Origin of the sequence: Streptomyces sp. NPDC047049 (assembly GCF_040643995.1) — a bacterium.
In the GTDB taxonomy this organism is placed as follows: domain Bacteria; phylum Actinomycetota; class Actinomycetes; order Streptomycetales; family Streptomycetaceae; genus Streptomyces; species Streptomyces mooreae.
The window spans coordinates 302,420-322,175 of record NZ_JBEYVM010000004.1 but is presented as its reverse complement, the minus strand read 5'-3'; the positions used below and the strand labels follow the sequence as shown (position 1 = coordinate 322,175).

Genomic DNA, 19,756 nt, shown 5'->3' with positions numbered 1-19,756 from the left:
GTCACAGAGAGCAATCCCCCGGCTTCCCCGTGGAGGGCACGTGCGCGAGCAGACACAGCTCCTGATCGCCGGCGGGGGCCCGGCAGGCTCGACCGCGGCCACGCTCCTGGCACGGCAGGGTTTCGACGTGCGGCTGCTGGAACGCGACCGCTTCCCCCGCTACCACATCAGCGAGTCCCTGCTGCCCTCTCTCCTGCCGATCCTTGACGCCATGGACGCCCGCCACCTGGTCGAGCATCCGCTTCGTCCGCAAGACCGGAGCCTTCTACGGCTGGAGCGGGCAGGCATGGCCCCTGGCTTCGACGAACCGGGCCGACCATCCCCCTACAGCTTCCAGGCCATCCGCTCGCAGTTCGACCACCTCCTGCTCAAGCACGCCCAGGACCAGGGTGCGCTCGTCCAGGAGGAAACCAGGGAGGAGGGCGGGTGAGCGAGATCCCCCCGTTTTGACGATGCCGGCCGTCAGGCGGTGAGCTCCTCGCAGTGTCGCGGGAGGCGGCCCGGCCGGCAACTCCTGATCCGGCGGCTACTGCACCGCGATTCGGGCGGTCGGGGCCTGGCCCGCGAGCACCGAGCGGATGCGCTGCTCCAGTACGCGCGCCCAGTCCTCGGCCGACGGGCTGTCGCCCGAGCGGGGCGTGTGGACGAAGACCTCCACAGGGCCGACCTGCATACGGACGTTTGTGAATCGGTCCGTGTCGTAGCTCAGGCTGTCGTCGCCGATGCCGGACTCCTCGGGGGAGAAACACGACCATAAGGCCCGCGCCCGGGTCATGTTCTCCGTCACGAGTTTGACGCGGTCCGGTTCGGTGAGCTCGGCATCCAGGTTGTCCGAGTCCATCAGGACCTTGAGGGAGAAGTCGGCGCCGTCGCCCTTGTCCTCGTTCCCGACGCTGGAGCCCACCAGGTCCTCGGAGCCGTTGAGGTCCGTGGCCTCCAGCGCAGTGGCCCCGCACGCGGCCGCGTCCTCGCCCTCCTTGACGGCGTCGGCGGCGTCCCGCCAACCAACGGAATGTTCCCCGGACTTGACCCATCCGGCGGGCAGTTCCCCCTTCTTCGGCAGCGCCGCGATGAGCCCGTCGCTCGTGGGGACGCCGTCGTCGAGCAGGGGGTCGGCCGGAGCGGGCGAGGAGTGTGCCGGTGTGGGCGATGAGTTCGTGGTCCCGTCGGAGCGCTTCGGAGACGTCGCCTTCCGGTCGCCCTTGTCGTCGGAGCAGGAGGCGGTTCCCGCGATCACCGAAGCGGCGATGCCCAGCCCCACCACTGTACGCACGACTCTGCCCCGCCTCATCGCTCCACAACCCCCCGTATTCCCGACGCGGCCATGTATCGAAGTGCTGCATAGTAGCCCGCAGTTCCCCAAGTCATAAGGGGCACAGGTCAGTTGTGCGGAGACGGTGGCCAGGGCTCGCGACGGCCGCCACCGAGCACAAAACCGACGGCGGTGTGTTACCAGCGCTTGAGGCCGTGCTCGCCGAGTCGGAGGCAGTAGCCGCCGAAGCGCTGGTTCGCGCACGGGGTGGATGTTCACCTGAGGTTCAGACGAGACACGCGGGTTCCGCGACTCGACACGGAACTCGCCCCCGCACCGGGGATCGAAAACAGGCACTTTAGAACATGTAGGACACGGTCTAAGGCGGCGCGCAGGTCGGGGGGCTCAGCGGGCGCCGCGGGGCGGCGGCCGCCGTCAGCGTCGGCACCGTGATCCGCGACGGCTACGGCGGCCCCGGCACCTGCCACGCCCTGTACTGCGCACTGTCACGCCCCGAGTTCACCGGATGCCGCGTACGTCGGGCCGAGCGCCTGCCGTGTGGGGCAGGCGCTCGGCCCGGCCGGGGCGCCCGGCGTCCATGGCATGGGTTCAGCTGATCGTGTCAACCGGCCGGCACGTGCGGTGCCGGATCCAGGCGGTGCCGGCCGCGACTGCGGCGGGCATGGCCGCGAGTGCCACGGGGAAGGCGAGGATACCGAGTTGCCCGAAGACGATGGCGCCGAGAAGTCCGATGCCGCCGCCGACCAGTGCGGCTGCCACCACGATGAGCGGCAGCGTCCTGAGCAGCGCCCGCCGGGTGGCGTCGCGTCCGGCCGCCAGGTGGTGTTCGAGGCGGCGTGACACGCTGCGCAGGACCAGCCAGTAGGCGGTGGCGGCGCACAGCGCCCAGCCCGCCCACATCCACCAGGCGTCGAGGGTGCTGCGGCAGCCGAGCACCTCCCCGTCGGGCCCTGTCCCCCAGCCGGCGCAGGGGTCCAGGAGATGGGACCAGGACACCCAGCACAGGAGCACGGCGAGCAGGGCGGGCAGGGCGGCGCCCTTGGCCGCCGCGGCAGCGGTCTCCTTAAGGCGCCGGTGCTGCACGGGCAGCAGATCACGTTCCATCGCCCAGGAGGTCGCCAGCGCCTCGATGTCACCGCCTATGTAGTCGGCGACCGACCGGCCGTCGAGGTCGGCGGCGACCAGGTCCGCGCTCAGCTCCTCCGCCATCTCCTCGGCCGCAGCCTTGTCGACTCCCAGGCGGGACCAGGTCTGCTTGGCCTGGCGGGTCGCGTTCTCGACGGTCAGCGTCATGATTCTTTCCTTGCGTTCTGGTTGATGATGGAGCCGATGCTCGTGGCGAGTTGGTTCCAGTCGTGGCTCCACGACCGGAGTGTCTCCATGCCTGCTTCACTGGGCCGGTAGTAGGTGCGGGCGGGCCCGCCGTCCCCGCTGCGGCGCTCCACCTCGACCAGTTTGCGCTTACGCAAGCGCGCCAGCGCCGGGTAGATCGATCCGTCAGCGACCTCCAGCCCGGCCTCGGCCAGCCGGACGGTCAGCTCGTAGCCGTAGACCGAGGACTCTGCCATCAGGGCCAGCAGGCACATGTCCAGCACCCCTCGCAGCCACTGAGCACGGGGGGTGGATGTCTCTTCCATGAGGCAGTACCTTACACAGCATGAGTCTTGCTCTGCAAGCTAGTGCAGTGCAAGGTAGCGTGCGTCAACGACAGCGTGAGCACCCCAAGAGACCGGCACAACAGTCCCTTGACCTGCGAGTTCAAGTTGGCGGAGGCTCCATCCCCCACATCCGGCTCACTCGTGCGCACTCGCTCGCGGGTGAGCCGGCCGCCGCATACCGGGCAATCGACGACGCACTGGCCGCCCACGGCAACAGCGCCCCCGCCGGCGCCGACCTGCCGTCGCCGTACTGGGCCAACGCGGGCGAGAACCACCAGGCCGCGGCGTCAGCCGCCTTGAGCCTGCACGATCCGGCCCGCGCCCTGGAGCATGTCACCGCCGCCGTGACGCACGCCGACCCGTACGACGTGGGTTACGCCCACCATGACCCTGCCGGGGTCGGCTCACCTCCGCCTGTGGGGGAACTACTGCGGGAGCAGATCAGGGCGTCTGAAAAGGACGAGATCCCGCAGCATGCCTGACGCGCGCGGCCGGCCCGCCACCCCTGACGCGGGGCGGCGGTTGCGCGGTGCTCGGGCGTCGTCGCGCTGACTGAGCGCTTCAGTCGGCGAGCTTCGCCGGCTGAAGCGCTCGGCGCGGGGCGGGTCCGTTACCGTCTTGGTCCTGCGATGGCGTACACCACGGTGCCGATCGCGAACAGCGCCCACGCGGTCCCGGTGGACGCCGTCGTGGCAGGGGAATAGATCATCCACATGACCACTTCCCCCGCGGTGCCGCCCGGAGGCGGTCCGAAGAGGGTGAACGCGAGCCAGCCGGTCGGCAGGGTCCATGCGAACTGTGCCCCGCACAGCGCCGCCCCGAGCGCGGCCAGGCCGACCAGGCCCGCGCTGTCCCGGACGACGACCTCGGCGGGGGCGAGCTTCACTCCCGCCGCCTGGACCGTCAGCAGCGCCGCACCGGCGCACGCGCCGGCCAGCAGCACGTGCGCCGCCCGGCGGGGCATCCACCGGATCGCGGCCGTCCTCTCCAGCACGACGTCCCACCCACCGAGCCCGACGGAAGCGGCCGCCACGTTCGCGGTGAGGAGCAGGACCGCCATCGCCTGATCCACCGGTCCTGGGCCGTGGAGGGCCCACACCGCCAGGGCGACGAGCGCGACCGCGGCGGCCGAGGCGGGCACCTGCCGTGAACGGGCGTGCAGGATCAGCCACCTCATCGCGTCGCCTTCCCCGCCAGCACCGCAAGCTGGTGGTCCGCCGGGCAGGAGAGGGCGGCGGTGTGCAGTTCGGCGATCCGCGAGCGCTGCTCGGCCGGTGACAGCGCCATCAGCCTCTGCCAGGCGACCTCGGCGTCCGGCCAGATCGTGCGCAAGTACGCGTCGCTGCCCCTCTCCGCCAGCGGTCGGAGCCGGGAATCGTGCAGGGCCCAGCTCACGGCGACGCTCTGGACAGGGACGTTGCCTTGCCCCCCGCCCTCCCAATCGTTGTTCCCGTAGCAGCTGGGTGCCAGACCCTGGGCGATCAGCGCGCGGGTCAGTTTCTCACCCGTCGCATCGGCGAGCAGCCGGTCGTCGAAATCGACCAGCACCACATCGCCGGAGGGTTCGCGTTTGCCGGCGATCGCGCGCAGCCTGGTGTCCTCCCGCACCGCGTTCGGCGCCTTGTCACCCAGGACCTCGTGCAGCACGCGCAGCGCCTCCTTGCCGCGTCGTGCGAACTCGGGCAGGCGTGCGCGATTCGCCTGCGTCACACACACCGGTCCGTCGCAGACCAGGGCGGCGGCGGCCTTGTCGACGACGTAGGTGTCGCGTGCAGCGACCGGGAGGACCAGCAGGGCCAGGGCCGCACCGGCCAGGACTGGGATCACCGCGAGCAGCCGGGCCCGGCGGGTCACGGCCGACAGCAGTGCGAAGCCGGTGGCGAGCAGGCCGAGCAGCCAGAGCGTCTGACCGAGGTGCACGGAGCCGGACAGGGTCAGCAGCATCTCCCGCGGCTCCGCGGTCACCGGGAGCAGCTGGGCGAGCCGGTTCGGCGCGACGCTCGACGGCAGTGTCTCGTCACTGTTCTGCCGTAGAAGGGCCGTCAGCATGAGGAAGAACAAGACCAGGCCCGGCGGGGTGAGCACGGAGGGCAGGGCTCGCGCGACGCCCATGCCGAACACGGCCCCCGCGACGAGGGCCAGCGCCGCCACGAGTGAGATCGGCAGCCAATCGAGCGGCGTGTAGGTGGTCCGGCCGAGGGCCACCTGGACCCCGCCCACGAGGACCAGGAGGCCGAAGCCCGACGCCAGCGCGAGCGCCATCGCACCGGCCGGCAGCGCCGCACGGCGCCAGGCCGGCCGCGGCACGGTCGTCAGCAGTTCGGCCATCCGCGAGCGGGGTTCGCGCAGCCCGTAGACCGCTCCCGTGCCCACCGCGAGCGGCCACAAAAAGGTCAGCAGGGACCGGGTCCACAGGGCCATGGAGGTCCACTGGGCCGTCCACCCCGCGGTGCCCCTCCACCAGAGCCCGTCGTACAGACAGAAGATCGCCAGGCTGCCGCCCAGGACGACGATGCCGGGCCACGGGGCGACGGAGCGCTTCAGCTCGATGCGCAGAACACGTCCGGTCACCAGGCGCCTCCCCGCTGCCCGGAGTTGCGGAGCAGCGCCGAGTAGCCACGCTCCAGGGGGCTGTCGCCCGGGAAGTCGGTGCTGCCCGCCGCGGCCAGGTCGTCCGGCGTGCCCTGGAAGACGAGGCGGCCGTCGGCGAAGAGCACCACGTCGGAGCAGGCCGCCGCGACGTCCTCGACCAGGTGGGTGGAGACGACCACACAGGTGTCGCGGCCCAGTTCCTGGAGCAGCTCGCGAAAGCGCAGTCGCTGCGCCGGGTCCAGGCCGGCCGTCGGCTCGTCCAGCAGCAGCACCGCGGGGTCGTTGACAATGGCCTGGGCGATGCCGGCCCGCCGCACCATGCCGCCGGACAGGGTCTTCATCCGATGGTCGGCGCGGTCCGCCAGGCCCACCCGTTCCACCGCTCGCTGGACGGCCGCGGGGACGTCCGCCTTCGGGACCTCCTTCAACCAGGCCATGTACTCGACGAACTCGCGCACCGTGAAGCGCTTGTAGTAGCCGAAGTCCTGCGGCAGGTAGCCGATCCGGCGACGCAGGGCCCGGTGGTCGACCATCCTGCCCAGGGAGGTGCCGAGCAGCTCCAGTTCGCCCTCGGTGGGGCGCAGCACGGTGGCCAGCGTCCGGATCAGGGTGGTCTTTCCCGCGCCGTTGGGCCCCAGAAGGCCGTGGGTGCCGACGTCCAGGGAGAGGTCCAGGCCGTCGACGGCCATCTTCTTCCGTCCGACGCGTACTCTCAGGCCACTGGCCCGGATCTGCCCGGCATAGGTTTTCGGCGCGGTGTCGGCTGCGCTCGTAGTGGGCGTCATGCGGTAGTCCCTTGCGAGGGTCGACGATGGTTTCACAGCGTTGAGTACACGTTTCTGCGGGCGATCACGGCGCCGATGCCGAGCGCCAAGAACAGCCCCCACGCGGGCAGTTGGTCCGGCTGTAGGACACGCTCCAGGTCCACGGGGCCGTGGTCGGTGGCCCACGCGAGTACCACGACGACACCCCAGGCGCCCACCAGCCCGGTGGCGGCGCGGGTCACGCCGACCACGCTGCCCAGCGCCAGGGCGGTGGAGGTGAAGGCCAGGGAGGGCAGCAGCCACTGCGCTGCCGACATCGTTCCGGTCAGCCATCCCTCCACCACGAGCGCGGGCAGGACCACCACGAGAACCGCCGCGGTGCGCCGGAGGAGCAGGGGCAGGCCGGCTCGGGCGGTCGAGGCCGTCAGTTCGTGCGCCGGGTCCAGGCCGCGCGACCACGATGCGGCGACACCGCACAGCGGCAGCACGGGTGCGATCGCCACCACGGGAGAGACGCCGCCGAGGAACATGGGGGGCGCCACTGCGTCCAGCAGCAGCGCCATCAGGGTGACGAGGACGGTCATGACCAACCACGGGGCCATAACCGGCGTCAGCCAGGCAGCGACCCACCTCGGGCGGTGTCGCCGCGAGGGCGCCCTGACGGCCGCATCCAACTGCGGTTCCAGACCGGCCCGGACGGTGTCGACGAGCGCGGCGATACCGGGCGCCTCGGTGGCCACACAGGCCGCCAGGTGGCTCCGGCACAACGCGCAGGTCTCCAGATGGGCCTCCAACGCCCATACCGTGTCCGCGGCCATCGTCGCGTCACCACGTGCGTAGTCGTCGATCAACTGCCTCGACGCGTGTTCCCCGCTCATGTCAGCGCCTCCCGCATCGCGATCCGGGCCCGGCGGGCGCGGGTCTTGACCGTGCCTTCGGGCAGTCTGAGCAGGATGGCGGTCTCCCGGATGGAGAGCCCGTCGAGCACCGTGGCCCGTAGCACTTCTCGGAGTTCCGGCGCCAGCCGCCGCAGGGCGTCGCCGACGTCGCCGCCGACGGTCCCGGCGAGTGCCTCTTCCTCCGCCGCGGGCACCACCGCCCGCTCAGCAGCGGCGACCGGCGGTTCGGCGTGGTGGGCACGGCGCCGGAACGCGTCGACGAGGCGACGCGCCGCGATCGTCCACAGCCACCCGACGGCCGTCCCGCCGACCGCGCTCCCGGCGAACGCGTCGGCCGCGCGCCACACCGCCAGGTAGGTCTCCTGCATGACCTCGGCGACGATCTGCTCGTCCGCGCAGCGGCGGCGCAACCGCACCGCCAGCCACGGCGAGGTGCGCCGGTACAACTCGTCGAACGCCCCGCGGTCACCTCTGGCCACCAGCCGGACAAGGCGTTCCTCGTCCAGTTCGTCCAGTGCTCTCCTGCGTGATCTCACACCAGCCAGACGCCCGGTGCGGCGCGCAGGTTCTGGATCTACTGTGAACTGAGTCACAGCCCTCGCGGGCCAAGGTGTACGAGCTGGTCCGTCGCGGGAGCCCCCGTGCCGTGTGCTGCGCGTCGGCCGTAGTGCATGTGTCGTGACCGCTCCCCTGCTCCGCGTGCTCGCAAGCGGAGAGCCGGAGTACAGGAGTTGCTCATGCGGACATTTCCCGTGGCGATGCCGTCCGGGGGGTCGGCCTTCGGGAAAGCGATCGGGTTCGAGGCAGACAGGCGAGGCCGTGGCCACGATGGCACGCCCACGCCCCTCTGCTCGACAGGGGCGGGGGCGTGTGACTTCGTGCGGCCCGGGGTCGACTCAGCGGCGGTACATCACGTACAGCTTGCCGTCATGCGAGGCTGCTGTCGGCTCGTCCATCAGGCTGCCTTCGATACGGGAGATCGCGCCCCAGCTCGTCTGGTAGGACGACGCCCACAGGCGGCCGTCCGTTCCGCGGAGGAAGAGCCACATCTTGTTGTCGTGCACAGCGAGGGCGGGCCGGTGTGCGGTTTTCCAATTGCTGGGGTGGCCTCGGTCCGTCCACTCGGCGCCGCCGGGCGAGGTGCTCGTGTACACCCTGTGATCCATGCCCCGGGCGATCCGCCACAGGTGACCGTTGTAGGGGGTCATCGCGACGGGGCTGTCCACCGACCATCGCAGGTTGTTGTTGTACCGCCGGCTCCACTCTGTGCCGTCATGCGTGTTGAGATAGAGGCGCCCGTCTGTGCCGACACGCGTCATCCACAGGCGCCCCGAATATTCCGGCGCCAAAGCAGGCGCCAGGTCCGAGTCCGAACCGTCGAACGTCGCCGAGGAGTTCCAGGAGGACGTCGCCTCGTTGAAGGTGTTCCAGTACAGCTTCTTGTTCGTGCCGGTGACGGCGTAGTAGAGCCTGCCGTGGGCCACCGCGAGTGCGGGGGCCCAGTAGGTGAGGTCGCCCCCGGTCGACTGAGGGGTGCGCCAGTTCTGCCCTTCCAGGCGGGTCACCGCGTGGACGCCCCGCTCGGCGAAGAGCCGCTCAGCGGCCTGCAGCAGCGCCTCGCGCGTCGCCGCGACCTGCTCATCCCGTGGCATCTGCCGCTCCCCGTCCCTCTTCGAGCTGCGCACCCGCCAGCCGCTGGTGGACCTGCGGACCACTGTGCGAGGTCGAATCCGACAGCCCCTCGCCCCATCACGTTCTGGTCCTGCCGTGACAGAAGAGCCGCGAAGCGGTGGTCCCACATGTCACCAGCGAGATCGGATACCGCCAGCATCAGCACGTCGATGAACGCCTCCGTGCCGCCATGGGACAGGGGCAGACTCTGTTCCCCACCACCAAATACGTTCCCCACCGAGCCACAGTACGACGTCTGGGTGCTCTGGAACTGCGGCCGTGCGAGGGCGGCGCCCAGCTCTCCCCGCTGGCCACCGGTCCGGTCAGCGGAGGCCGGCGCGCCACGGGCGCCGGGTGTGCCGGGATCGCGCTGTGTGCCTCTGACAGTCACACGTCAGCCGGAGGCGGCTCGTTGCTGTCAAGATTGCACCGCCGGTCTTTCGGGCCGCGAGTTCCGGTCATTGGGTCTGTCCTGCAACTGAGCGCCAGCAAGCTGGGTGGGCCGGTGAATCCGCCGGACGACCTGACGAAGGGACTCGTTTCCATGCGGCTAAGAAAGTGGGCGTCGATGACCGGCGCTGTGCTCTTCGCGGTTACGGCACTGAGCAGCTCGGCGACAGCGGCGCCGGTAGGCGCGCCTTCCACGGCCTCCGTGTGCGGGGAGGCGTTCTATTCGAGCCGTAGCGAGGGGCACGCCTGGATCCGGTACTGCGACAACAAGACGTGGGCGTGGGCCGACGTGACGGATGACAAGGCGGACGGCAGGTGTCCGAGGCTAACAGCCCAGCTGATGTCCGGCGGGTACGTGCACTCTGCAGGAGTGGGCCCGAAGGGCTCGACTCAGTACCGGGAGGTCTGGGCTTCTGCCGGCAACCCGATCTACGTGGCGGGGCTCAGCTGGGTCAGCTGCTGACTCCCTGAGCACGCCTTCAGCGCCGCACCGGCTTGTACCAGGAGCATTCGAAATCGGCGTCGGTTGAGACACCGCACGATCCGGTCGCCGACTCATGCGCTCACTCGCCAACCGAAGCGCTTGGTCACACGTGTGCCGAAGCACCATAGTTGTCACCATCGGCATCCGCTGGCCTGCGGCTTCGGTAGGACAAAGCATGGTGGCGGTCACCGATGCGGCGCGCTACCTGTCACCAGCGGCAAGCGAAGCAGGGGCGGTGTCACCGCGTTCGGCTTCTGGTGGGAAGGGTACCGAGCGGCGGCCCTCGGCGATCACCGGCCACATTTCGCGCGCCGTACGCGAACCCCGCTCGTCCTCGACCATCAGCAGATCCTGGCCCTGATCGCGGCCGCGGGCATGGTCTGACTCGGTAGGGGCGGACCTCGTGGTGAGGTCAGCGGCGACACGGCCGTCGACGCCGGTCAGTGGCGACATCCGGTCCCCGTCCATCGGATCCGCGCCGACCTCAATCCGCAGCATGTCCCGCTGTTCGACAAAGGCAACAGCGCGACACCGTGAGCGCGGTCGGTGCTGCAGTCAGGGCAAGCGGCCCCACTCCGGGAGACCAGGAAGCCGCTGACCAACACCAGCCCGGTCGCCAGGGGGGCTTCGTGCAATGCCTCGGGGGTCCTCATGTCCGGGTGTGAGTAGTTGCGGTACAGGAAGTGCCGCTGAGATTGATCACGGTCCGGCCAGCACACCGGCCGGGGGCTCCGCAGGAGTTCGATGAAGGCCCGCAAGGCGGACTCTGTGGCTGGCTACAGTCCGCTCGTGCCGGTGGAGTTTTTGACTGACGAACAGGCGGAGGCGTACGGCGCCTTCACCGGGGTGCCCACGCGTCCGGAGCTGGAGCGCTTCTTCTTCCTGGACGACGCGGACCGTGATCTGATCGCGCTGCGTCGCTCGGGCGGGCACCGGCTGGGCATGGCGGTGCAGATCGGGACGGTCCGTTACATCGGCCGGTTCCTCGGGGACGATCCGCTGGCGGTGCCGTGGGAGGTCGTGGAGTACCTGGCCGGGCAGCTCGGCATCGAGGAAACCTCGTGCGTGAAGCGGTACGCGGAACGGCGCAGGCCGCCGTACGAGCATGCGTGGGAGATCCAGGATCGGTTCCAGTACCGCGACTTCGGCGACCGGAAGTGGGGGCGGGAGTTCCGGGCCTTCCTGTACGGGCGGGCATGGACGCACGCCGAGGGGCCGGTGGCGCTGTTCAACCACGCGGTGACGTGGCTGCGCCGGCACCGGGCGGTGGCCGGGGCGGTCACGGCGGTGGAGGCCCTGGTGCCGGAGGACGACGGGTCGGCCGAGGCGGCGGAGGGTGGCGGCCGGGCCAAGGTGTCGGTGGACAAGTTGGGTGCGGTGGGTGAGCCGGAGTCGCTGACCTGGCTGAAGCAGACCACGGAGGCGATGCTTCCCAGGGTCGATCTGCCGGACCTGTTGTTCGAGGTCCACTCCTGGACCGGCTTTCTGGACTCCTTCAAGCACGTGTCCGACCGGCCCACCCGCATGGAGGGGCTGCTCGTCTCCCTGGTGGCACTGCTGGTGGCGGAGAGCTGCAACATCGGCCTGACCCCGGTCATCGACGCCACCCACACCAACAAGGCACTGACCCGCTCGCGGCTGTCCCACGTGGATCAGAACCACCTGCGCGCGGACACTATCGCCGCAGCGAACGCCGCGCTGATCACCGCGCAGTCCCGTATCGAGCTGGCCCAGATATGGGGCGGTGGGCTGCTTGCCTCTGTCGACGGGCTGCGCTTCGTCGTCCCCGTCAAGAGCATCAACACCGCTCCCTCGCCCAAATATTACGGATACAAGCGGGGACTGACCTGGCTAAATGCCGTCAATGACCAGGTCGCGGGGAGCGGCGCGATGGTCGTGCGCGGTACCCCGCGCGACAGCCTGTTCACCCTGCTCAACCTCGACGGCGGCGTGCGCCCCAAGATAGTCGCGACGGACAACGCCTCGTACTCCGACATGCCCTTCGGCCTGTACAAGATGCTCGGCTTCCGCTTCGCTCCGCGCTTCCGCGACCTCTCGGATCAGCGGTTCTGGCGTGCTGACCTGCCCGACCGTGAGGCGCCGGCGGCCGGATACGGGCCGTTGGAGGCCGTCGCCTGCAACAAGGTGAACCTCAAGCGGATCGCCACGCACTGGCCGGACATGCTCCGCGTCGCCGGGTCGCTCATCACGAACCAGGTCCGGGCCTACGACCTGCTGCGGATGTTCGGCCGCGAGGGCCACCCGACCCCGCTGGGTGCCTCGTTCGCCGAGTACGGGCGCATCGACAAGACCATGCACCTGCTCGCTCTGGTCGACCCGGTCGACGACACCTACCGCCGGCTGATGAACCGGCAGCTGACGTGCAGGAGTCGCGCCATCGGTCGGCCGCGCGATCTGCCACGGCGGCCGCGGCCAGATCCGCCAGGCGTACCGCGAGGGCCAGGAGGACCAGCTCGCCGCCCTCGGCCTGGTCCTCGACGCCGTGGTCCTGTGGAACACCCGCTACCTGGACGCCGTCGTCGCCCAGCTCCGCACCGAGGGCCACGACATCAAGGACGAGGACCTCGCCCGCCTCTCCCCGCTCAAGGACCGGCACATCAACTTCCTGGGCCGCTACCTGTTCAACATCACAGCCAGCGGCCCCGGCCAGGGCCTGCGTCCCCTCCGGGACCCGGATGCCTTCGAGGACGACGCGGACGACGAAGGCTGACGAGGACTGCACCTGGACTCGCCGCCGGATCACTCTCGGCCTCTTCGGACGTGGGGCGCCCATCATTCTGACCTGTTGGATGGCTGAGCTCGCGGCTCATGCCTGACGGTGTTCCGGATTCGACGTATGGATACCGTTTTCGAGCGTGCGGATGACAGTGGAGACGATGCCGTGCCTCGGCAGCCCACAGGCCTCGGCGTCCTGGTACCCGGTGTACACCAGCGACCAGAGCACACGTTGGATCCAGGCGGGAGCGACGTCCGGGTCGAAGGCGCCTTCGGCTTGCCCGCGCTTGATGAGAGTGAGCACCGGGTCATCGAGAGGCTCCGGTGTCTTTGCTGCGCCGCGGCCTTCCAGAACGCGTGGATCGCCGAACAGGAATACCAGCCGCTCGCCGACCGCCACCATCGCCGTGACCAGCCTGCGCATCGCCTCGATGGGGGAGCCCTGGTCGATGGCCGCGCCGGCCACCGACTCATCGATCGCTGCGATGGAGTCCTCGATGGCTGCGCTGATGAGCCCGGTGCGGTCGGAGAAGTAGCGGTGCAGTGTCGTGCGGCCGACGCCGGCGGCGTCTGCGATATCCGCCAGCGTGGCGTGATAGTCACGGCCGAGCACAGAGGCGGCCGCGCTGAGGATGGCGCGGCGGGTACGACTGCGCGTTCGTGCTCCTGCCGCCTCGGATCCAGGCTCCTTCATGCTGGTCACTGTACTACCGGACTCCAATAAGTTACATCACTGATCATTAATGGAACATCAATGTTCCATTAGGTGATACGTTCGTCCCCCAGGTGACCTTTGCTCAGAGGAGGAACGGCGATGGCCCGCGGAGACCGGCGTCACCCTGAGAACGTGGCCGGAGACTGGTTCGTCGACGACCGCTGTATCGGCTGCGGAGGTTCGGTCTCGCTCGCGCCGACGCTGTTCGGGCCGGCAACCGACGGCGAGCATTTCGTCATGACCCGCCAGCCGGCCACCGAAGGCGAGATCCTGCAGGCACAGCTCGCTGCCGAGGTGTGCCCGTCCCGGTCGATCGGCACCGAATCCGGCGTGACGTGGCGGCGACACCACCCCTTGGAGATCACACCCGGCACCTGGCGGACGGGCTCGAACTCGCCCAAAACCGCAGGCGGCAACGCCTTCCTCGTGCAGCGCACCGAGGGCAACCTCCTCGTCGACGCGCCGCGCTTCACCCCGTCGCTCTGCGCCTGGATGGAATCGCTCGGTGGAATCACGGCGATCTTGCTGACGCACCGCGACGACGTCGGCGACGCCGAGCGCTATGCCGATGCATTCGGCTCTGAAGTGGTCATCCATGCCGCCGACGCTGACGCTGCCCCGTTCGCAGGCCGGATCCTGAGAAGTGCCGAGACCTGCGAGGTTGCCGCCGACGTGCTGGCGATCCCCACCCCCGGGCACACCGAGGGACACGTTATGTACCTGAATGACGACGGCACCCTGTTCACCGGCGACTCGCTCGGCTGGGACCCCTATCGTCATGACCTCAGCGCAGAACCGTCCGTGTGCTGGTACTCCTGGCCCGCCCAGGTCGGCTCACTCCAGCGGCTCGACGGCTTCAATTTCGCACGGGTCGTTCCCGCCCACGGCACGATGAGCCCGACGCTCGAACCGGGCGACATGCGCCGGCGGCTGCAGGCGCTGGTCGCCCGCCTGCAGCGCGACCTGGCGGACGAGTAGCACGCTCCACTCGCACGGGTTCGCGGCGCTGACGCAAACCCGTCCGAGTGGAGCGTGAGGTGTGGGCGGTCGGACGGTTCCCGCGTTGCCAGGCGCTGCCGGAGTCGGCAGTTGGCAGGCACGCGGCACCGCTGAAGCCATCCCGGGGGCCACCACGCCGACCGGTACGACCCCACCCGCGTGACGATCTTCAAGAAACCTCTGAGGAAGTCATCCGCGCCGCCCGCGACCTGCTGCCCGACCCCGGCCGCTCGATCACCTCGATCGCCAAGCTGCTGGGCGTCTCCCCCGGCACCCTCTACAACCACATCCCGGACCTCCGCGGACTACGCGCCGGCGCCGTACCCCGTCAGGCTCCGACGAAGTAGACCAACTCCAGCAAGATCAATCTCGGCGGCACTTTCTGTACGCCAACTACTCACACCCGATGCCGGCGATCATGGCCAGGATCGAGCCTGCGGCCACAGCCGTCACCGCGGCGACCACGGCTGCCCCAAAGCCCCCGACCACGGCGTAGCCGAGTACCGCGGATTGGGTGCTCGCGGCCGAGATGGCTCGAGGGCGGCCCGGTCGGTGTACTCGACGGCCTCGCCGGGCGGGCGTGGCAGTTCCTCGTGCCGTCAGATCCAGATGGCGGGCCGCCTCGACGTTTCGGACAGGCTTCTCGCACACACCGATCCCGGCTGCCTCTATGTGCGAGGCAGCCGGGATCAATCAGCCCGCTGAGCCACAGAGCATGTGCCCATGAGGTACGACCAGCTTCTTCAGCTCGACTTCAGTGCGCCGCTCGTATGGATGGGCAAGGAGCCGTTGCGGCATTCGTCGGCCACAGATGACTGTGCTTGCTTTTCACGGGCGGCTCGCTCCGGCCGACTACTGCCCAGCGGGCTTGGTGGCAGTGCACGCGGGGTCCGTGGAGTCCGTGGTGCATTTCTTGATGACGCTGTGGGCGTTGTCGACGCCCTCGACCGGCAAACTGACGGTCATGTGGTGCGTCCATGTCGACCCGACCTCGTTGCTGAATGCCCAGTCGCCGGCGGTCGTCTTGAGGGCGAGGGCGCGCGCCAGCCACGCTGTCTGGCCGGGCGGAACGTCCATGCTGACGCTGGTGCCCGATGTCTCAGTGGTGGTCTGACTCTCGGTCCAGGTGCGCTGGTATCCGGCCTGGGCGGCGGTCTGCAGGGGGCTCTTAGCCGGTCCGAGCGTGAGATTGACGCCGAGGGTCTCCGATTGGCTGATCGCGTCCGCTGTGGCCTGCGACCAGTTCATGGAGCAGCTCATGTTGCCGCCGGTAGCCCCGCTGGAGTTCGTGCAGACGGGGGAGGCCCCGTCCTTGTCATTCGAGGTGGAAACGAGTTTGTAGGGCCCGAGTTGGGCGGGCTTGGAGCTGTCGGTGATGGTGTACGAACTCCCCGTGATGACGCCGGACCCCTTGTTGTGCTGGGTCAGGGCGTACTGGGTCGCCATATCAATGACGGTCGGGCCGCTTGCGCCGTCACCGGGGGCCGCAGTCGCGGTCCACTTCTCACCGGCGAATGCATTCCCTTTGCCCGCTCCTTGTGCGCAGGTAACGGACCCCATCGGGAAGGCTTTACCGTCTTGCCGCGCGCTGTCGGGGCCCTTCAGCGTGATGCATGTGTCGTCTTCGACGCGCCGAATCAGGTAGGTGTCGGCCACGGTGTCGGTGACCGGTTGGGCGTAGAACAGCTGTTTCTTGTCGTTGGCATCGCAGATGTTCGACAAGGCGAGGTAGCCGTCTCCCTGCATTGCGACGCAGCCGCTCTTGCCGGGGGTGTTATTGGAGATTTGGAAGCTGCCGTCGTTGTTGGGGTTGGGCTTGAAGCTCCACTGATTGCTTGCCACCGTACCGGTAGTCCGCCCGATGAGGTCATTGCTGTCCGATGAGCCGTCATTCTGCAGATCGACGGGACCATTCGCGCTGAGGGGCGAATTCGGATCTGCAGGCGGGGAGGTTTCGGGGGGAAGGGACTTGAGGGTGATGCATCCGGTTTTGGAACTCTTGTCACACGAGGGGTCGGCTGCATGAGCCGGTGGGGCGGCCAGCAGTGACAGCGGTACGGTGACTGCGGCCACAAGGAACGCAGGTATCCTTCGCATCGCATTTCGCGGGACTTGTTGAGTGAGCACGAGTTGTTTACCTTTCGTCTCTTCTTCGCGTTTCCGGCAGCGCGACCACCTGACGCTGAGGCGGCCGCGCAGCAGACGGTTATGCATCCGGTGAAATGGGGGCTGCCGCTTGTTGCACGATGCCCAGCGCCGTCACCGGGACTGCCGGCGCCGCGACGGTCGTTCGCGGCCCTGGCCTCTGAGGGGTCGTCTCAGGGGTCATGATTTTGGTCCTCGTATCTTCCGGTGACCTGCGCTCTTGAGCACTGGCCCGGGAGCCCTCTCCGCGTGCCAGCCGCCCGGCATGAGGAGAGGGAACGATTGGCAAGCAGGCCATCCAGAGCGTCAATGTCCGTCAAATGTCGGTTGATATGTCGCGCGGCGTGGAGTTCGGTACCAGAGCGACAGGGGCATCACGATGCGGGCAGACGGAGGAATCGGTCGACCGATTCGGGGCCCGGCGCCGGCTCTGCCGTGGCGTGGGCGGCCACCCAGGCGGCCGACGTCCACGGCTCCGCCGACGCGGTCGCCGGGAAAGCGAGGCCCGCACCGGCCACCGTGCCGCACAGCATCGCCGCGGTGAGGCTCTTCTTCACAAGATTCTTCCTGGACATGCTTCTCCTCTATAGGTAGGGGTGGGCAGTTTTCTCCGGCCCCGAGGCGGGTCAGATGGCCGGGGCCACCGTGGAGGAAGCGGCCGCCACTGGCACAAAGGATGCGTCAACACGGATTTCATGAGCAGCTCATAAAACCGCTACCGGACGTGCCTGGTGTGCTCCGGCGGAATCTTTCGAATCCGTCATGCCGTCAGGGTCCCGACGCTGTGTAATGGCGGCTCGCTGGCCACATGGTGGAGAGGTAACAACCTCCGCGACCGCAAGTCGTGGGCTGTGCCCTTGAGGGCACCGTGTTGGCGACAGCGACCGGAGCTCGTCCTACTCGCTCAGCCCCACGACGCCCCACCCCCGTCGGGCCGCTTCGGTGAGGACACGGCTCCACTCCTCCAGCAGGTCGGCGAACGCCTCGAAGTCGCGGAACCAGCGCCGCGGGAGCGGCGGCATGCTCGCACACCTCGCCGCCGCCCTGGCCAAGCAGCACGGCAGTTCCCCCGCACATGGGAGCGCCTGCTCACCCAGGCCGCCCGCACCCCCGCCCAGTGACGACCGTCGTCCGGGAACACGAAGTCGCCTACCTGCGGCTGCGCGACATCGTCGAGACCGAGCACAGCCTGGAAATCGGCGTGCGCGTATCGAAGACCAGCCCCCGCAAGGTGAAAGTCCCGTTCGGATCCTGTCCCACCACCTGCCCCGTCCGTGCCCGACGCGCCTGGACCGAGGCCGCCGGCCTGAGCGACCCCGACGCCTACGCGGGGTCCGATACTGGTGGGCTCGCGTATTCAACTGTCGCGAGTTCGCCGAGGAGTCCGATCGACTGGTGACTTTGTGTGATCGCCAGTGGCGTACGACTCCAGGGCCCGAGACCTTCGACTCCGCTGATAGATTTCTGCGGTGAGCGAGCAACTACCCAGCGGGGGCATCGAGCTGGCACCCGACGAGATCGAAGCCCTTCCTGGCAGGTGGTCGTCCTGCTTGACCCCGAGTGAGGTCGCGCAGCAGCTGGCCGGGATCAGTACGCCTTGGTACGTGGCTGCGGGCTGGGCGCTGGACTTGTTCCGCGGCCGGCAGACGCGCGCCCATGGAGACATCGAGATCGCGGTTCCGGCCGCAAGTTTTCCCCAGGTCCGTGACCGCTTCCCCGGATATGTCTTCGACGCGGCAGGCAGCGGCCGGATCTGGGAGGACGCCACACCGGAGGCGCTGGCTGCCGTGCATCAGACATGGCTCCGCGATCCGGCCACTGGAAACTACCTGCTCGATGTGTTCCGCGAACCGCACGACGGCGACATCTGGATCTGCCGACGCGATGAGAGGGTCCGGCTTCCCTACAGCGACATCGTCCATCACACCCAGGACGGCATCCCGTATCTGGCGCCCGAACTGGTCCTGCTGTTCAAGGCCAAGCACGCCCGCCGAAAGGATCAAACGGACTTCGAGGCGACCGTCCCCCACATGACCTCAGCTCAACGCGAGACTCTTGCCGAGCTACTCGCCCGCGTACACCCGGAACACCCCTGGATTGCGGACCTGTAGCCAGCGCTTGGAACATCCGTGTCAGATCGTGCGCTAAGCCTTCGTCGGCGTTGGTGAGCGGCTGACGGGGTGCCGGTCGCGGGGCCGGCCTGAGCTTGTTCCACGGATAACGCCCTGATTATCTGCGGAAGCTTGGTTCGTCACCTGCGGTGTTCTCCGGGCCGTACGCGAAGCGGCCCTGTTATCCGTGGCAAGGGAGAATGCGGTGCCCACCGTCGTGCAACTGCCGGCCGGGAAAATGTTGACTGTCCGCGCGGCGGCCGACGCCTTACTCGACTCGCTCCGCAACCCCAACACCGTCCGCAGCTACGGGGTCGGCGTGGGCAAGACCGCCGAGCGGATCAGGGAGGATCGCCCGCTGGGGTCGGTCGCGGACGAGGAGATCGGCGAGGCCCTGGAACTGCTGTGGGGCACCGCGGCGGTCAACACCTGGAACGCCCGCCGGGCGGTGGTGCTCTTCTGGCCGGGCTGGTGCACGGAGTACGGCTACGACGGCCCGGCGGTCGAAGCCGGAGAACGTCCGCCGCTACTTCAAGCCCTCCCCCAAGGCGATCTCGGAGCTGACCAGCCTGCTCGCGCCCGGCGGTCGGCAGCGCTGAAGGTCAGGGCTGGGTCGCGGCGACCTTGAGGCCGAACCCGATCAGGACGACGCCCGTGATCCGGTCCATGGCGCGGCGCACGGAAGGCTTCTGGAAGAAGGCGCGGGCTTTGGCCAGGAGCATCACGTAGCTACCAAGCCATACGGCGGTCAGCATCGCGTGGATGAGGACCAGCAGCGCCATACCAGCGTGCGGGGACATCCCGGGCGGGGCCAGCGTCGGCAGCAGGCCGGTGTAGAAGACGGCGATCTTGGGGTTGAAGAGGTTGCTGACCAGGCCGGTCCGCCAGGGACTGCCTACCGGTGCGGCCGGGGGCGTGTCCCCCGCAGTCTGTGCCCGGTCGCGTCGGCTGTGGATCAGTGCCTGGATGCCGAGGAAGACCAGGTAGGCAGCACCGGCCAGCTTGACCACGGTGTACGCGGCGGCGGAAGCGGCCAGAACGGCGGCGAGGCCCACGACCGTGAGAACACCCCAGACCAGCAACCCCCCGGTTATGCCGCCGACGGTTCGCAGCCCGTCCCCCCATCCGGCAGAGACGGCCCGCTTTGTCACGACGGCCATATCCGGGCCGGGCACCACGGTCAGCACAGCGAGTACGCCTGCCACAGTGAGGAACTGTATGAGCATGCCGCCAGTCTCACATCCCGTAGGACAAGGCCG

Annotated in this window: 20 protein-coding genes and 2 pseudogenes; 7 read left to right on the top strand and 15 right to left on the bottom strand. The window is 68.9% G+C overall.

Annotated elements, in window-relative coordinates:
* Window positions 1–40 precede the first annotated feature (40 nt).
* Complete coding sequence (locus ABZ851_RS12915) at window positions 41–430, top strand: tryptophan 7-halogenase (RefSeq protein ID WP_361125451.1); 390 nt, start codon at window positions 41–43, stop codon at window positions 428–430.
* Between the two features lie 96 nt (window positions 431–526).
* Here the strand turns inward: ABZ851_RS12915 and ABZ851_RS12910 are convergent, their stop codons facing one another.
* The 3 genes from ABZ851_RS12910 to ABZ851_RS12900 all read right to left on the bottom strand — a co-directional run bounded on the left by ABZ851_RS12910 (window position 527) and on the right by ABZ851_RS12900 (window position 2,910).
* The gene (locus ABZ851_RS12910; RefSeq protein WP_361125449.1) at window positions 527–1,273 is read right to left on the bottom strand and encodes a hypothetical protein; all 747 of its coding nucleotides are present in this window, start codon (window positions 1,271–1,273) and stop codon (window positions 527–529) included.
* 588 nt (window positions 1,274–1,861) lie between these two features.
* Window positions 1,862–2,566, bottom strand: a complete 705-nt coding sequence (locus tag ABZ851_RS12905; protein ID WP_361125447.1) for a hypothetical protein — start codon at window positions 2,564–2,566, stop codon at window positions 1,862–1,864.
* The gene (locus ABZ851_RS12900; protein ID WP_361125445.1) at window positions 2,563–2,910 is read right to left on the bottom strand and encodes a PadR family transcriptional regulator; all 348 of its coding nucleotides are present in this window, start codon (window positions 2,908–2,910) and stop codon (window positions 2,563–2,565) included. The genes ABZ851_RS12905 and ABZ851_RS12900 overlap by 4 nt, the downstream gene beginning before the upstream one ends.
* Window positions 2,911–2,969: 59 nt before the next feature.
* On the opposite strand from ABZ851_RS12900, the gene ABZ851_RS12895 reads away from it, so the two are divergent.
* Window positions 2,970–3,413, top strand: coding sequence for a hypothetical protein (locus ABZ851_RS12895; RefSeq protein ID WP_361125443.1), 444 nt, complete (start codon window positions 2,970–2,972; stop codon window positions 3,411–3,413).
* A 128-nt stretch (window positions 3,414–3,541) separates the two neighbouring features.
* Here the strand turns inward: ABZ851_RS12895 and ABZ851_RS12890 are convergent, their stop codons facing one another.
* From ABZ851_RS12890 to ABZ851_RS12860, 7 genes are all read right to left on the bottom strand, one after another.
* Entirely contained in the window at window positions 3,542–4,108 is a 567-nt protein-coding gene (locus ABZ851_RS12890) for a hypothetical protein (protein ID WP_208679798.1), read from the bottom strand.
* Window positions 4,105–5,502 carry a hypothetical protein gene (locus ABZ851_RS12885; RefSeq protein WP_361125441.1) on the bottom strand — a complete coding sequence of 466 codons (1,398 nt, stop codon included), beginning with the start codon at window positions 5,500–5,502 and terminating at the stop codon, window positions 4,105–4,107. The genes ABZ851_RS12890 and ABZ851_RS12885 overlap by 4 nt, the downstream gene beginning before the upstream one ends.
* Window positions 5,499–6,308 (bottom strand): ABC transporter ATP-binding protein, encoded by an 810-nt coding sequence (locus ABZ851_RS12880; RefSeq protein WP_361125439.1) that lies wholly within the window; start codon window positions 6,306–6,308, stop codon window positions 5,499–5,501. The genes ABZ851_RS12885 and ABZ851_RS12880 overlap by 4 nt, the downstream gene beginning before the upstream one ends.
* A gap of 32 nt (window positions 6,309–6,340) precedes the next feature.
* Window positions 6,341–7,165: a zf-HC2 domain-containing protein gene (locus ABZ851_RS12875; protein WP_361125437.1), complete on the bottom strand. Its 825-nt coding sequence runs from the start codon at window positions 7,163–7,165 to the stop codon at window positions 6,341–6,343.
* Window positions 7,162–7,722: an RNA polymerase sigma factor gene (locus tag ABZ851_RS12870; protein ID WP_361125435.1), complete on the bottom strand. Its 561-nt coding sequence runs from the start codon at window positions 7,720–7,722 to the stop codon at window positions 7,162–7,164. The genes ABZ851_RS12875 and ABZ851_RS12870 overlap by 4 nt, the downstream gene beginning before the upstream one ends.
* 360 nt (window positions 7,723–8,082) lie before the next feature.
* A complete protein-coding gene (locus tag ABZ851_RS12865; protein WP_361125433.1) occupies window positions 8,083–8,838 on the bottom strand; it encodes a hypothetical protein in 756 nt (251 codons plus the stop codon).
* Between the two features lie 1,154 nt (window positions 8,839–9,992).
* A complete protein-coding gene (locus ABZ851_RS12860) occupies window positions 9,993–10,289 on the bottom strand; it encodes a hypothetical protein (protein WP_361125431.1) in 297 nt (98 codons plus the stop codon).
* A 291-nt stretch (window positions 10,290–10,580) separates the two neighbouring features.
* On the opposite strand from ABZ851_RS12860, the pseudogene ABZ851_RS12855 reads away from it, so the two are divergent.
* Window positions 10,581–12,522, top strand: a pseudogene (locus tag ABZ851_RS12855) (Tn3 family transposase).
* Between the two features lie 96 nt (window positions 12,523–12,618).
* Here ABZ851_RS12855 and ABZ851_RS12850 read toward each other — a convergent pair.
* The gene (locus ABZ851_RS12850) at window positions 12,619–13,221 is read right to left on the bottom strand and encodes a TetR/AcrR family transcriptional regulator (RefSeq protein ID WP_361125429.1); all 603 of its coding nucleotides are present in this window, start codon (window positions 13,219–13,221) and stop codon (window positions 12,619–12,621) included.
* Between the two features lie 153 nt (window positions 13,222–13,374).
* Here ABZ851_RS12850 and ABZ851_RS12845 point away from each other — a divergent pair, with 153 nt between their 5' ends.
* Window positions 13,375–14,220 (top strand): ferredoxin, encoded by an 846-nt coding sequence (locus tag ABZ851_RS12845; RefSeq protein WP_361125427.1) that lies wholly within the window; start codon window positions 13,375–13,377, stop codon window positions 14,218–14,220.
* A gap of 873 nt (window positions 14,221–15,093) precedes the next feature.
* On the opposite strand, the gene ABZ851_RS12840 is transcribed toward ABZ851_RS12845, so the two are convergent.
* From ABZ851_RS12840 to ABZ851_RS12830, 3 genes are all read right to left on the bottom strand, one after another.
* A complete protein-coding gene (locus tag ABZ851_RS12840) occupies window positions 15,094–16,314 on the bottom strand; it encodes a hypothetical protein (protein WP_361125425.1) in 1,221 nt (406 codons plus the stop codon).
* Window positions 16,315–16,760: 446 nt separating this feature from the next.
* Window positions 16,761–16,961 (bottom strand): hypothetical protein, encoded by a 201-nt coding sequence (locus tag ABZ851_RS12835; protein ID WP_361125423.1) that lies wholly within the window; start codon window positions 16,959–16,961, stop codon window positions 16,761–16,763.
* Between the two features lie 321 nt (window positions 16,962–17,282).
* Entirely contained in the window at window positions 17,283–17,408 is a 126-nt protein-coding gene (locus tag ABZ851_RS12830) for a hypothetical protein (RefSeq protein WP_361125421.1), read from the bottom strand.
* Window positions 17,409–17,503: 95 nt separating this feature from the next.
* Between ABZ851_RS12830 and ABZ851_RS12825 the strand changes: the two genes are divergently transcribed.
* The 3 genes and pseudogenes from ABZ851_RS12825 to ABZ851_RS12815 form a co-directional block, all read left to right on the top strand.
* A complete protein-coding gene (locus ABZ851_RS12825) occupies window positions 17,504–17,785 on the top strand; it encodes a hypothetical protein (protein WP_361125419.1) in 282 nt (93 codons plus the stop codon).
* 70 nt (window positions 17,786–17,855) lie between these two features.
* Window positions 17,856–18,497, top strand: coding sequence for a hypothetical protein (locus tag ABZ851_RS12820; RefSeq protein ID WP_361125417.1), 642 nt, complete (start codon window positions 17,856–17,858; stop codon window positions 18,495–18,497).
* 205 nt (window positions 18,498–18,702) lie between these two features.
* Window positions 18,703–19,002: pseudogene (locus tag ABZ851_RS12815) on the top strand (site-specific integrase); the annotation flags it as partial.
* 97 nt (window positions 19,003–19,099) lie between these two features.
* Here ABZ851_RS12815 and ABZ851_RS12810 read toward each other — a convergent pair.
* Entirely contained in the window at window positions 19,100–19,723 is a 624-nt protein-coding gene (locus ABZ851_RS12810; RefSeq protein ID WP_361125415.1) for a LysE family translocator, read from the bottom strand.
* Window positions 19,724–19,756 lie beyond the last annotated feature (33 nt).

Bases quoted from the DNA above. Each gene is read 5' to 3' on its own strand.
- ABZ851_RS12905 (WP_361125447.1), bottom strand. From the start codon at position 2,566: ATGACGCTGACCGTCGAGAACGCGACCCGCCAGGCCAAGCAGACCTGG.
- ABZ851_RS12900 (WP_361125445.1), bottom strand. From the start codon at position 2,910: ATGGAAGAGACATCCACCCCCCGTGCTCAGTGGCTGCGAGGGGTGCTG.
- ABZ851_RS12890 (WP_208679798.1), bottom strand. From the start codon at position 4,108: ATGAGGTGGCTGATCCTGCACGCCCGTTCACGGCAGGTGCCCGCCTCG.
- ABZ851_RS12880 (WP_361125439.1), bottom strand. From the start codon at position 6,308: ATGACGCCCACTACGAGCGCAGCCGACACCGCGCCGAAAACCTATGCC.
- ABZ851_RS12875 (WP_361125437.1), bottom strand. From the start codon at position 7,165: ATGAGCGGGGAACACGCGTCGAGGCAGTTGATCGACGACTACGCACGT.
- ABZ851_RS12865 (WP_361125433.1), bottom strand. From the start codon at position 8,838: ATGCCACGGGATGAGCAGGTCGCGGCGACGCGCGAGGCGCTGCTGCAG.
- ABZ851_RS12860 (WP_361125431.1), bottom strand. From the start codon at position 10,289: ATGCTGCGGATTGAGGTCGGCGCGGATCCGATGGACGGGGACCGGATG.
- ABZ851_RS12850 (WP_361125429.1), bottom strand. From the start codon at position 13,221: ATGAAGGAGCCTGGATCCGAGGCGGCAGGAGCACGAACGCGCAGTCGT.
- ABZ851_RS12835 (WP_361125423.1), bottom strand. From the start codon at position 16,961: ATGTCCAGGAAGAATCTTGTGAAGAAGAGCCTCACCGCGGCGATGCTG.
- ABZ851_RS12830 (WP_361125421.1), bottom strand. From the start codon at position 17,408: ATGCCGCCGCTCCCGCGGCGCTGGTTCCGCGACTTCGAGGCGTTCGCC.
- ABZ851_RS12810 (WP_361125415.1), bottom strand. From the start codon at position 19,723: ATGCTCATACAGTTCCTCACTGTGGCAGGCGTACTCGCTGTGCTGACC.